The 12,306-nt window shown below is 28.5% G+C and carries 13 protein-coding genes; 3 read left to right on the plus strand and 10 right to left on the minus strand.

Going from position 1 to position 12,306, the window contains the following annotated elements; all coding sequences use genetic code 11:
• Window positions 1-54 precede the first annotated feature (54 nt).
• The 3 genes from LQE93_RS01895 to LQE93_RS01905 all read right to left on the minus strand — a co-directional run bounded on the left by LQE93_RS01895 (window position 55) and on the right by LQE93_RS01905 (window position 3,802).
• Window positions 55-1,236 carry a M20 metallopeptidase family protein gene (locus LQE93_RS01895; RefSeq protein WP_231071772.1) on the minus strand — a complete coding sequence of 394 codons (1,182 nt, stop codon included), beginning with the start codon at window positions 1,234-1,236 and terminating at the stop codon, window positions 55-57.
• A gap of 67 nt (window positions 1,237-1,303) precedes the next feature.
• Window positions 1,304-1,717 (minus strand): hypothetical protein, encoded by a 414-nt coding sequence (locus LQE93_RS01900; protein ID WP_055267299.1) that lies wholly within the window; start codon window positions 1,715-1,717, stop codon window positions 1,304-1,306.
• A gap of 90 nt (window positions 1,718-1,807) precedes the next feature.
• Window positions 1,808-3,802 carry an ATP-dependent helicase gene (locus LQE93_RS01905; RefSeq protein ID WP_055267297.1) on the minus strand — a complete coding sequence of 665 codons (1,995 nt, stop codon included), beginning with the start codon at window positions 3,800-3,802 and terminating at the stop codon, window positions 1,808-1,810.
• 131 nt (window positions 3,803-3,933) lie between these two features.
• Here LQE93_RS01905 and LQE93_RS01910 point away from each other — a divergent pair, with 131 nt between their 5' ends.
• Window positions 3,934-5,400: a nicotinate phosphoribosyltransferase gene (locus LQE93_RS01910; RefSeq protein ID WP_055267295.1), complete on the plus strand. Its 1,467-nt coding sequence runs from the start codon at window positions 3,934-3,936 to the stop codon at window positions 5,398-5,400.
• Between the two features lie 41 nt (window positions 5,401-5,441).
• On the opposite strand, the gene LQE93_RS01915 is transcribed toward LQE93_RS01910, so the two are convergent.
• Together LQE93_RS01915 and LQE93_RS01920 are read right to left on the minus strand one after the other, a co-directional pair.
• Window positions 5,442-5,654 (minus strand): hypothetical protein, encoded by a 213-nt coding sequence (locus LQE93_RS01915; protein WP_055267293.1) that lies wholly within the window; start codon window positions 5,652-5,654, stop codon window positions 5,442-5,444.
• A gap of 121 nt (window positions 5,655-5,775) precedes the next feature.
• Window positions 5,776-6,108 (minus strand): hypothetical protein, encoded by a 333-nt coding sequence (locus LQE93_RS01920; RefSeq protein ID WP_055267291.1) that lies wholly within the window; start codon window positions 6,106-6,108, stop codon window positions 5,776-5,778.
• A 201-nt stretch (window positions 6,109-6,309) separates the two neighbouring features.
• Between LQE93_RS01920 and LQE93_RS01925 the strand changes: the two genes are divergently transcribed.
• Both LQE93_RS01925 and LQE93_RS01930 read left to right on the plus strand, forming a co-directional pair.
• Complete coding sequence (locus tag LQE93_RS01925) at window positions 6,310-6,717, plus strand: Fur family transcriptional regulator (protein WP_055267289.1); 408 nt, start codon at window positions 6,310-6,312, stop codon at window positions 6,715-6,717.
• A gap of 77 nt (window positions 6,718-6,794) precedes the next feature.
• The gene (locus LQE93_RS01930) at window positions 6,795-7,727 is read left to right on the plus strand and encodes a hypothetical protein (RefSeq protein ID WP_055267287.1); all 933 of its coding nucleotides are present in this window, start codon (window positions 6,795-6,797) and stop codon (window positions 7,725-7,727) included.
• A 142-nt stretch (window positions 7,728-7,869) separates the two neighbouring features.
• On the opposite strand, the gene LQE93_RS01935 is transcribed toward LQE93_RS01930, so the two are convergent.
• From LQE93_RS01935 to lon, 5 genes are all read right to left on the minus strand, one after another.
• On the minus strand, window positions 7,870-8,352 hold the full coding sequence (locus LQE93_RS01935; protein WP_055267285.1) for a hypothetical protein: 483 nt from the start codon (window positions 8,350-8,352) through the stop codon (window positions 7,870-7,872).
• Between the two features lie 109 nt (window positions 8,353-8,461).
• Window positions 8,462-8,752: a hypothetical protein gene (locus tag LQE93_RS01940; RefSeq protein WP_055267283.1), complete on the minus strand. Its 291-nt coding sequence runs from the start codon at window positions 8,750-8,752 to the stop codon at window positions 8,462-8,464.
• A gap of 24 nt (window positions 8,753-8,776) precedes the next feature.
• Window positions 8,777-9,148 (minus strand): hypothetical protein, encoded by a 372-nt coding sequence (locus LQE93_RS01945; RefSeq protein ID WP_055267282.1) that lies wholly within the window; start codon window positions 9,146-9,148, stop codon window positions 8,777-8,779.
• Between the two features lie 136 nt (window positions 9,149-9,284).
• Window positions 9,285-9,875: a ribosome biogenesis GTP-binding protein YihA/YsxC gene (gene yihA / locus LQE93_RS01950; protein WP_055267281.1), complete on the minus strand. Its 591-nt coding sequence runs from the start codon at window positions 9,873-9,875 to the stop codon at window positions 9,285-9,287.
• The gene (lon, locus tag LQE93_RS01955; protein ID WP_055267279.1) at window positions 9,865-12,192 is read right to left on the minus strand and encodes an endopeptidase La; all 2,328 of its coding nucleotides are present in this window, start codon (window positions 12,190-12,192) and stop codon (window positions 9,865-9,867) included. Before lon ends, yihA begins: the two co-directional genes overlap by 11 nt.
• Window positions 12,193-12,306: the final 114 nt, after the last annotated feature.

Consider the following 12,306-nt stretch of genomic DNA (forward strand, 5'->3'; position numbering starts at 1 on the left):
CCTTCTTTTGTGTTTAATTTAATTTCCCCATCTTATTAGATTAATATTATTTCGTCAACTTGTCAAATAATCTAATACTATTTGACACTGAATAGCTACCCCTATCACTAAGGCATCTTCGTCTATATCAAAGAGACTACTATGCGCAGGGTGTATTATTCCTTTTTTTTCATTTCTACATCCTAAAAAATAAAATACTGATGGCACTTCATTTGCAAAGTAAGCAAAACTTTCAACACCCATATGAGGATATTCTTGTTCTAAAACATTTTCTTCTCCAATTATCTTTATGGCAGCATTCTTCAACTTACTTACAGCATTTTTATCATTTATTAACATAGGGTAAGATTCTTCTATTTCTATATTTACCTTTCCTCTTAATGTTAAACCTATACCTTCTGCTATTTCTTTTACTCTTCTTGTAACTAATTGTCTATCATTCTTATTTAAAGTCCTAATTATACCTGTTAAGGTAACCTTCTCTGGAATAATATTAGCAGCTGTCCCACCATTTATACTACCTACTGTAATTACAGCTGGATTTAACGGATTTACTTCTCTACTTACTATACTTTGTAACGCAGTTACTATATTACTTGCAATTACTATTGGGTCTATAGAAGCAGCTGGATAAGCACCATGCCCTCCTATGCCTATTACCTCTATTTTAAACGGATTCGATGCAGCATTTACAGCTCCATGCTTTATTTCTATTTGGCCAGAATTTATATTTTCATCTACATGTAAGCCACACATAATATCTACATCTGGATTTTTTAAAACTCCTTCTTTTATCATAAATCTAGAGCCACCTTTTGTTTCTTCTGCTGGTTCAAATATTAATTTTACTGTTCCTCCAAATAAATCTCTATTTTTATTTAAAATTTTTGCAACACCTAAAAGTATTGCCATATGTCCATCATGGCCACATGCATGCATTTTCCCTTTTACAGTAGATTTATAGCTACATTTATTATTTTCATCTATTGGTAATGCGTCTATATCACTTCTTAATCCTATAACTCTTTCTTTATTAATTTCTAAATTCCCTCTAATAATTCCACAGACTCCAGTTTTCGCATAACTCTCATAAGCTATTCCTTCTTGATTGAGATACTTTTTAATTTCTTTTGATGTTTCATATTCTTCAAATCCTAACTCTGGCTTCATATGAAACATTCTCCTCAACCTTACAATCTCGTCTTTAATGTCTATTATATCATTTTTAAAATCCATAACTTCCTCCAAATAAAAATAGTATAGCAGGTCAAAAAGCCCTACTATACTATAATAATATTCAGCATTAATTTATTCCTTTTATTTCTTTTTCTAATTGAAATAGTCTTAATCTTTCATCCTGACTAAATTCTTCTTTTGTAGCTCTCTTACTTATAAGCTTAAAATATTCTTCAAATTTTGCATCCCCTAGCTTACTTCTTATAATTTTCAAATCACAATCTCTTATAAAATCTATATCCTCTTGACTTAAGGCTTGATAACTATTAAGTTTATCCTTTAACTCTATTAAGGCTTCTTTTTCTTGCTCAGACAACGAACCAGATTTATCTTCTAATATCTCATCAATCTTTATTACTTCTTTTGGAGAATAATATTCATTCATATTAAAACTACTTTCGACTTTCTCCTCATATTCTGAAGTATATGGAACATTACAAAAATTTAATAACATTATTAAAAATATAATACCTTTTATCATTGTATACCTCCACACATACTGTAACTATTATTAGTATGTCTAAATTTTGATAAAATAATTATATTTTTGATTAAATAATTTTTACGTCTTCTATTTCATAATTATTATCAAATTATTTTCCATTAATACTCTAATAGAAAATGCTCTCTCTTCTCCATCTTTAAACTTTATACTTATCTTATCATCTTTTAAACTTTTAACTATACCCTCTCCGTAAGCTCTATGGTATATAGAATCTCCTTTTTTTACTCCATATTCTACTTTAAGACTTTCTTCAGTAAATCCTCCTTCTGCAATAAACCTAGAAGCCTCGTAAAACTTCCCTCTAATAGTTTTAGGAGAAAATATATAAAGATTATGTATAGCTCTTGTAACCGCCACGTAGAACAATCTACGCTCCTCTTCAAGGTTTTCATCAATTGATGATTTATGTGGTATAGTTTCTTCATCACAATTTATAATAAATACATTTTTAAATTCCATACCTTTTACACCATGAATGGTACTAAGAATTACCCCATTTTTATCTCCCTTTGATTTTTCTATCTCTTCTTCAACATTTTTTACATGAACTAAAAACTCTGTTATAGTTTTAAACCCTTCAGCTGCTCCTTTAAACTCTTCTAACATATCCTCAAGTTCTTCAAAATTCTGCCCATATTTATTTGCATACTCCCTTAAATAATCTATATATCCTAAGCTTGAAATTACATATTGAATTGCACTACCTAAAGATATCTTATTTAAATATAAAATTTCTCTTCTTAACTCATCTAACTTTTTACACTGAAAAGGTGGAGTATCCTCTTTGTTTATAAGTATCTCAAATGGATCCATATGTTCTTTAAAATTATTTATATAACTTACATTAGCTTTACTTATATATCTAAACGGTTTATTTATAATACTTAAAAACAACTCTTTATTTTTTATATCTATAGATAGCTTAAGATAATTTATTATATCTTTTGATATGAAATGATTGAAAAAGTTATATCCTTTATCTAAGAGCACAAAAGGTATTTTTCTTCGCGTAAAAGTATCTATTAAGCTTCTAGCTTCCATATTAGTTCTATATAAAACTGCATTATCCATATATTGACCTTCTTTAAAACCGCTTATTATATTAGCAATTTCCTCGCCTTGCATAAATTCGTTATATGGAGTTAAATATCTTACTATCCCATCTTTGTTATGAAATTCTTCAATCTTTTTAATATTTCTATTCTCATTATTTAATATTATTTTTTTAGAAATATTAACTATATTTTTACTACTTCTATAATTTATAGATAAATAAAGTTTTTTTCCATCTATAAAAGTATTACAGAAATCAACCATATACTGTGGCTTAGATCCTCTAAAAGAATAAATACATTGGTCCTCATCACCAACAGCAAATAATTCATTTTCCCCGTTTACTAACCTTAAAAACTCTATTTGTAATTCATCACAATCTTGGAACTCGTCTACTAGTACATATTTAAAAATATTTTTATATTTCATCAATATTTCTTTATTACCTTTTAAAAGTTGAAGAGCATTAATAGATAAGTCATCAAAATCCCACAAATTTTCTCTTTTTTTATAATTTTCATAGGCATTAAAGCATTCCATAAATATATCTTTAGAAATACTACACTTAAATTCTTCTATGCTTTTTCCTGAAGTTTTAAATCCTGATATATTATTAACTACTTCTTTAACCTTATCTTCATTTACATCATCAAAATATTTTCCTAATACACCTTTAACTATATTGCTACATTTATTATCATTAATTATATTTATCTCATAGCCTTCTCTTAAAAGTATCTTATAAAACAATCCATGAAATGTTCCAAAGAATGGTGCAATATCTTTATTAAACGTATTTTTGTATCTATTTTTCATATTTTCAGCTGCAGCTCTGGTAAAAGTTATAACTATAATATTTCCAACCTTAACTTTTCTAACTTCTATAAGATGATTTACCCTATTTATAATTACAGTAGTTTTTCCTGATCCTGGAGCCGCAACTATTAAAGCATTTTTATATTTTGTATAAACAGCTTCTTGCTGATATTTATCTAAGGTTATTTTCAAAATATATTCTCCTTCTTAACATTATATTTATCTAAAGTATTACCTTTAATCTTTTTTCTATTAACTACTATATTGTAATAATTTCTATATAGATGTACAATATTTTTAAGAATTCAAAAAGGAGACTAATTATGGAAACTTTAATTAAATTTGATGTTCAGAACGAAAGAAATCTAACAATGCTAGTTGACTTCTATGAACTAACAATGGCAAATGGCTACTTTAATAAAGGTGTTGAAAACAGAATAGCCTACTTCGATATGTATTTTAGAAGAGTTCCTGATGGTGGTGGATACTGCATAATGGCTGGTGTTGAACAATTAATTCAATACTTAAGCAATCTAAAATTCACATCATCTGATATAGATTATTTAAGAAGTAAAAATATTTTTTCAGAAGAATTTTTAGAGTATTTAGAGGATTTCAAGTTCTGCTGTGATGTATGGGCAATTCCTGAAGGTAATCCAGTATTCCCAAATGAACCTCTAGTAATAGTAAGAGGTCCTGTGGTTCAAGCGCAATTTGTGGAAACAATGATTCTCTTAACAATAAATCACCAAACTTTAATTGCTACAAAAGCTAATAGAATATGTAGAGCAGCTGAAGGTAAAACTGTTATGGAGTTTGGTTCAAGAAGAGCTCAAGGTTATGATGGTGCTATCTATGGTGCTAGAGCTTCAATAATAGGTGGATGTGATTCAACTGCTTGTACAATTGCAGATAAATACTTCAATGTTCCTGCAGTTGGTACTATGGCACATAGTTGGGTACAACTTTTTGATACAGAATTTGAAGCATTTAAAGCTTGGGCTGAAACTTATCCAGATAATTGCTCTCTTCTTATCGATACTTATAATGTATTAAAATCTGGTTTACCAAATGCAATAAAAGTATTTGATGAAGTATTAAAACCACTTGGTAAGAGACCAACGGGAATAAGAATAGATTCAGGTGATATTACTTACTTAACTAAAAAGTGTAGAAAAATTCTTGATGAGGCTGGATATTCTGACTGTAAAATAATTATTTCTAACTCCCTTGATGAACATATTATCAGAGATGTTATAAATCAAGGCGCTTGTATAGATTCTTTTGGTGTTGGTGAAAGACTTATAACAGCAAAATCTGAGCCTGTTTTTGGTGGTGTTTATAAATTAGTTGCTGTTGAAAAAGAAGATGTTATAATTCCTAAAATTAAAATTTCAGAAAACAATGAAAAAATAACAAATCCAGGTTTTAAAAAGATTTACAGATTATTTGATAGGGATACTAATATAGCTATAGCTGACGTATTAGCATTAAGTGATGAAGTTATAGATGACAGTAAAGAGTATGAAATCTTTGATCCTATCCATACTTGGAAAAGAAAAAAAGTTACTAATTTCTATGTTAAAGATTTATTAGTTAAAATCTTTGATAAAGGTACACTAGTATATACTTCTCCTTCTGTTCTAGAAATAAAGGAATTTGCGAAAGTAGAAACTAATAAATTATGGCCTGAAATATTAAGATTTGAAAATCCTCATACATATTATGTAGATCTTTCAACTAAGCTATGGTCTTTAAAACAAAAACTATTATTAAATCAGTCAAAATAAGAAAAAGGAGTTGCTATTATCAGCAACTCCTTAATTATCCATTAATCATAATTTTTAATACCCATATAAGACAAATCATAAATATTATTTTGAGAATACTCAAAATCATCAAAATCATTTATACTTACTTTATTGTGATTTAAGTGCTCTATAAACGGACATACCTCGTCATCTTTAGATACAGGGTACATTGGGCACTCGTTATAACAGTTTACTTTCTCTTTTTTTGAAGACCAAAATGGACATTTACTCACAAACCCCACCCCCAATAATTGTAATCGAAATCACAAGGCCATTATAATCTATTTTTTAACAAAAATAAAGCATTTTTTAGCAAAAATATAAAATTTTTAACATTTTACAATTTATTAATAATTACTTATTAACTCTAAATGTATTTTTTGATACTGATATATTTATAATTTCATTTTGAAAAGCCTTTAATAATGCCTTTTCTAATACCATTTCAGCATCAAAATTATCTGCATCTAAGCATTCAGCAAAAACTTTATTTAATTTTCCATCTATATTCCTATAAGTTAATGTAACATACGGTTTATCATAATCTACACTTACTATTCTTAATCCCCAAGATATTTCTGCATATTCACCATCTACAACAAGCTTAGTCATATTTTTAAGTTTTTGTCTTTCTTCATTTGGATCATTTACTATTATTAATTCATCTCCGACCTTATACTTTGACATAATACTTCCTCCTATAAATATATCTATATAATAATAAATATTATTTTTACTTAAACATATTCGTATAATTAATAATTTTTAAAATATTATTTAATTATTTTCTACTCTATAAACTACTCTCTATTAATATTAATTATTGACAAATATCTATTTCCCAACATATAATATAATTAAATAAAATAGAAAGGTGGAAGTATATACATGGATAATATTACTTCTATATTTAAAGAAAAGAAGCTTAAACTTACACCTCAAAGACTTGCTGTATATCAATACTTAATGGGAACTAAGGATCATCCTTCTGCAGAAGCGATTTACAAAGCTCTTCAACCTATATATCCTACAATGAGCTTAGCTACAGTTTATAAGGCACTTAAAACTTTAGTTGAAGTTGGTTTAGTACAAGAAATTAATGTAGGTGAAGGTAATTTTAGATACGATGCTACAGTAAATGATCATGCCCATATTCAATGCTTAAAATGTAGTAGAGTTGATGATTTAGAAATTGATTCATTCCCAAATTTAAATCAGATAGCAGCCGAAAATTCTAAGTACGAAATAAAATGGAATAAACTTTTCTTTTACGGTGTTTGTGAAAGTTGTCAGTAAGTATTATTTAATACTTACTGTTTTTTTATTATGAATTTATATTTATATCCTCTCATATAATTTATTGAGGTGATATTATGGTAAAGTTTATTGTATTAGAAAAAAAGAAAATCTTTAGATGGCTTTTTATAATTATTCTTTTAGCACTCTTCTTAATTATATTTTTTTCAATTTTCTTTAAAAATGATTCTCTCGAATCTTTTATCTCATCAACTATACATAATTCAAATGATAAGGACTATAACGGTGATGGAATTTTAGATAGTATAGTAGTTGATAAAAAAAATTCACATTATATTATAAAAGTAAAAACCTCTAAAAATGAATATGTGCTAAAAAATGACTTATATGGAGATGCTTTAATCGATTTATATGATTCTGTATCTATAAAAATTACATCCTTAGACCTATCTAGAGATGGTATTCCAGAAATAATTTTAACTGGCTTTAAAAATCAAAAACCTATAACTTATATTTATCAATGGTGCGATGATGAGTTTAAAGAAGTTTTCTCTTGTTCAAAAAATATTTTTGGAATTGTAGACTCTGAAAATTCTAGAACACCTAAAATTTTATATGCACTTTCAGAAAAAGGAGATGAGTCAACAGAATCTTTTATTTTTAATGGTAAAACAATTAAAGATATAACATTTTCAAAACTTCAAATTCCTGGATTAGGAGTTATACAAAAATTCATTGATTTGATTCAACTAGATTATGAAATTGAAGATGCTCCTGGAATTTTCACCGAATATATAAACTCTGATGAACTAGGAATTCTTTGGAATCTAAGCAAAGAAAATTATAGGTATTCATTCCAAAATGGGTATTTCTATGATATAAATTGGGATAAAAACGCTCTCCCTTCCTCTATTATTTGGCGACTATCTTTCGAAAAAGTCAATTCTTCTGATTCTACGAAACCTAAAGAAGAAATTATTTTTAATGTAAAAACAGATATTAATCAATACGGAGAATATAAGATATCTAGTATAAAGAAAGAAAATTAAAAGGCCGCTCAACGCGGCCTAAAAGGGGGATGGGGGGGTTTAGCTTTAATGAAGATGTAATCTTCATTTGCTATAGGAGAATACTTCTCCGGTACAATTATATTATTAACCCTATTCCCTGCTTTTATACATTTTAAATAAATTAATCTTCAAATGCACCATCATTATATAGTTTTATAATTTTATCTATAAACTCTTTTTTCTCTTCCCCTACTATATTTCTAAAGGAATTTAGTAATTGTATGTTATCATCTTCATACTCTAAATCTTTTAAATCATCAAAGCTTTGATTCTGGTTATCAACTCTATTATTGCTTTGCGCATTTGTCTGACTTTGTTTACTATTTTGTTGACCTTGTTGTTGTGCTGGGCTTCTTCCCATACCATTCATTAAATTTTGTAAAGATCCTAAATTAAAATTATTGAAATCAAACCCATCTGCTCCCATAGATTGTAACATGCTATTTATTTGATTCATATCTATATTACCAAACATACTTAGTAATTGATTTGGATTAATTCCAAAAGGATTATTATAATTCATCTGCTGTTGCCTATTATTATTGTTATTACTATTATTTGTGCTACTTACTTCTTGCCTCTTTCTATGTCTTTTTTTAGACATAAGCCCTCCTCCTAGAGATTTCTTTACTTTCATTATATGTATTTTAATTATTTATGTTATAATTTTAGATATTTTTTTGGAGGGCCCATAAGGCCCTCCATCCTCTATACTAGCAGCAACAATCGCTTTCGCAGCAACATCCGTTTCCACCGGCATTATTTGTTCCAAATAAATTACCGAAACAGCCTCCGCATAGTAAGAATAATAGTATTATCAAGAAAGATCTATTGTTTCTTAAAAGACCTGATCCACATGCTATCAATAGGAATATAATTGGAGAAACACAGCTGTTTAATCCTGCAAATTGACTTCCACAGCATCCATTTCCGCCATAACCAGCATTATTACTTGGGCAACAGCATACTTCTTCACAACAACATCTATTTTTTTTCTTTGACATTTATACTCTCCTCCTTCCTATAACCTAGCAGCATCCGCCCAAAGCATCAAAGCCTTGATCGAATCCACTTCCAAAAGTATTACATCCTCCAAAGTTATTACCACAACCGCCACATAAGAATAAGATAACTAATAAGAATAAATATCCTCCACATCCGCTACCATATCCAGCGTTATTGTATCCACTATTTCCACAGCAACAGCAATCATTTTTACGTGGCTTACAGCAGCATCCTCCGCCACCATAATTAGCTCCTTGATTAGTGTAGAATAAAATTAACAATATCCATATCCAGCTTCCAAAACCACAACCTGATACGCTATTGAAATTTGTACCTTGTAAGCCTGTTGGACAATCACAAGAATTTAATCCATCAATAATGTCATTCATTTGCATACTTACTTCCTCCTAAGGATTTTGTTTTTTTATTTTTATACTATATACTATTCTAATTTTTATAATTTGACACTAGTTTTATTTTTGATAAAAAATTTTATAACAAAAAAAACTGCCTTTTTGGCAGTTTTTTTATTTATTCTTCTACTAAATCTCCAAAGATATTATCTATTAACTCTTCTTTCCCATTTTTCTTTACTGATGAGAATAAATAGAACTCGTCTTCAGGTCCTAGCTTCAGCGTTTCTTTAATTAATTTCTTACTTTTCCCAATTTCATTATTAGATAGTTTATCACTTTTTGTTGCAATTACTATAACCTTATATCCAAAATGTTTTATCCATTCATGCATAAGAATATCGTCTGCAGTAGGTTTATGCCTAGAGTCAACTAATAAAACTACTTTTTTCAATTGTTCTCTTTCCATTAGATAAGTTTCAATTGTTTTTCCCCAACTCTCTTTTTCCTTTTTAGATACTTTCGCATATCCATATCCAGGTAAATCAACTAAATACATTTCATCATTTATTAAAAAGAAATTTATAAGTCTAGTTTTACCAGGCGTTTGAGAAACCTTAGCTAGCTTTCTTCTATTAGTTAAGGCATTTATTATAGAACTTTTACCTACGTTTGATCTTCCAACAAAGGCAACTTCTGGTCTTACATCTACAGGGTATTGATTTCTTTTCACTGCTGATGTAATAAATTCTGATGTTTTAATTATCATTATTTTCAACTCCAATTAATGCATTCTCTAATACCTTATCAATTCTATCAGCAAAAACTAAGTTTAATTTAGATTTAACTGATTTAGGTATTTTATCTACATGTTTTTCATTTTCTTTTGGTAATATTATAGTATCTATTCCTATTCTATGAGCAGCTAAGCATTTTTCCTTAACTCCCCCAATAGCTAGTACTCTTCCAGTTAATGTTATCTCCCCAGTCATAGCAACATTGCTCTTAACCTTTTTATTTGATAAAGCTGAAACAAGTGCTGTAGTCATAGTAACGCCAGCTGAAGGACCATCTTTTGGTACTGCACCTTCTGGAACGTGTATATGAATATCATTTTCCTTATAAAAGTCTTCTGGTATTCCATATTTCTTTGCATTAGCTCTTACATAACTATATGATGCTTTTGCAGATTCTTTCATAACATCACCTAATTGTCCTGTAAGATCTAATTTACCAGATCCTTTCATAACACTAACTTCCACCGGTAAAGTATCTCCACCATAAGCTGTCCATGCTAAACCTGTTACAACTCCAACCTTATCTTCTCTATCTATTTTTTCATATTCAAATATTTTAGGACCTAGATACTTTTCAACTTTATTAGCTGATATAGTAATACTCTTATTATTGTTCTTTATAAGATCAGTTATAGCTTTACGAACAATTTTATTTATTTGTCTTTCAAGTGTTCTAACTCCAGACTCCATAGTATAACTATTTACTATTTCTTTTATTACATTATCAGAAATTTTGATGGTATCTTTGTCTAAGTTATGCTCTTTTAAAGTCTTAGGTATAAGATGATTTTTAGCTATATTAAACTTTTCTTCATAAGTATAGCCTGATATCTCTATAATTTCCATTCTATCTAATAATGGTCTAGGTATAGTGTCTAAAGAGTTCGCTGTAGTAATAAACAATACATTAGATAAATCAATATCTACTTCCATAAAGCTATCTCTAAAGTTCATATTTTGATTAGGATCTAATACTTCTAACAAAGCATCTGCAGGGCTTCCTTTATGATCTGAACTTAACTTATCTATCTCATCTAGTAAAATTAATGGATTATTAGATCCAGCTTCTTTTAAAGCATATACAATTCTACCTGGAATTGCTCCAATATAAGTTCTTCTATGCCCTCTAACTTCTGCTTCGTCTTTGACTCCTCCAAGAGAAATTCTTGCAAATTTACGATTTACTGCATTTGCTACTGATTTTGCTATAGAGCTTTTCCCAACTCCTGGTGGACCAACTAAACATAAAATAGGTCCTTTTATACTTTTTGTATATTGTTTTATAGCAAGATATTCTAATATTCTCTCTTTTACTTCATCTAAACCATAATGTTCTGCATTTAACACTTCTTCTGCCTTTTCTATATTAAAAGTATCCCTTGTACTCTTATTCCAAGGAAGGGCTATAATCCAATCTAGATAAGTTCTTATATTATTACCATCTCCAGAATTAGATGTTTTTAATCTAGAAAGTTCATATTCAACCTTTTCTTTTACATCCTTAGGCATTTTTAACTTGGCTATTTTTTCTTTATAGTTTTCTATTTCATTTTTCTCTTCATCTTCACCAAGTTCTTCTTGAATTACTTTAACCTGTTCTCGTAAGAAGTACTCCTTATTAGCCTTGTCAACTTTATCCTTAACCTTATTCCCTATTTCTTTTTCAATATTAATAATTTCTATTTCTTCTGTAATATAAAGAATTAACTTTTCAATTCTTTCGTAAACATCAAGTGTTTCAAGAATTTCTTGCTTTTTATCATCTTCAAGTTCAATAAAAGATGCCACTAAATCAGTTACTTTACTTAAGCTTTCTTCTTTAGTTATTGCTAATGGTGCTTTATTCCCTTCAACATCAGCCGCTTCTATATATTGATTAAATGACTTTGTTAAAAGGTTTCTATATGCTGATTCCTTAGCATCGTCTCCTTTAACATATTCATTTTCTATTTTAACAATATTAGCTTTCATAAATTTTTCTTCATCTAATATATCAACAATTTCAGCTCTTTCAATACCTTCAACTAATACTCTTGTAATACCTTTAGGCATTTTTAATATTTGCTTAACTTTTGATATAGTTCCAATGAAGTAAACATCATCCTTAGTCGGATTTTCTATCTCAGGATCTACTTGTGATACTAAAAAAATCTCCCCATTTTCTTTCATTGCTTCTTCTAAAGCTGCTATGGATTTTTCCCTACCAACATCAAAATGTATAATCATATTGGGAAAAATCGTAATGCCTCTTAACGGAATAACAGCTAAAGTTATTTGACTTCTTTCCATTTTCCCCCTCCATTCTTCTTTACTGTTAAAATTTATCTAACCAATTTAGTATACACATAAATATATATTTTTTCAACTTTTCTATTTATGTAAAAAATACAAAACCACCCAAAG

This window comes from Clostridium sp. NSJ-145 (genome assembly GCF_021044725.1).
Classification (GTDB): Bacteria; Bacillota; Clostridia; order Clostridiales; family Clostridiaceae; genus Clostridium; species Clostridium disporicum_B.

Excerpts from the sequence above, each read along its gene's own strand:
- LQE93_RS01895 (WP_231071772.1), bottom strand. The coding sequence starts at position 1,236 with ATGGATTTTAAAAATGATATAATAGACATTAAAGACGAGATTGTAAGG.
- LQE93_RS01900 (WP_055267299.1), bottom strand. The coding sequence starts at position 1,717 with ATGATAAAAGGTATTATATTTTTAATAATGTTATTAAATTTTTGTAAT.
- LQE93_RS01910 (WP_055267295.1), top strand. The coding sequence starts at position 3,934 with ATGGAAACTTTAATTAAATTTGATGTTCAGAACGAAAGAAATCTAACA.
- LQE93_RS01920 (WP_055267291.1), bottom strand. The coding sequence starts at position 6,108 with ATGTCAAAGTATAAGGTCGGAGATGAATTAATAATAGTAAATGATCCA.
- LQE93_RS01925 (WP_055267289.1), top strand. The coding sequence starts at position 6,310 with ATGGATAATATTACTTCTATATTTAAAGAAAAGAAGCTTAAACTTACA.
- LQE93_RS01930 (WP_055267287.1), top strand. The coding sequence starts at position 6,795 with ATGGTAAAGTTTATTGTATTAGAAAAAAAGAAAATCTTTAGATGGCTT.
- LQE93_RS01935 (WP_055267285.1), bottom strand. The coding sequence starts at position 8,352 with ATGTCTAAAAAAAGACATAGAAAGAGGCAAGAAGTAAGTAGCACAAAT.
- LQE93_RS01940 (WP_055267283.1), bottom strand. The coding sequence starts at position 8,752 with ATGTCAAAGAAAAAAAATAGATGTTGTTGTGAAGAAGTATGCTGTTGC.
- LQE93_RS01945 (WP_055267282.1), bottom strand. The coding sequence starts at position 9,148 with ATGCAAATGAATGACATTATTGATGGATTAAATTCTTGTGATTGTCCA.
- yihA (WP_055267281.1), bottom strand. The coding sequence starts at position 9,875 with ATGATAATTAAAACATCAGAATTTATTACATCAGCAGTGAAAAGAAAT.
- lon (WP_055267279.1), bottom strand. The coding sequence starts at position 12,192 with ATGGAAAGAAGTCAAATAACTTTAGCTGTTATTCCGTTAAGAGGCATT.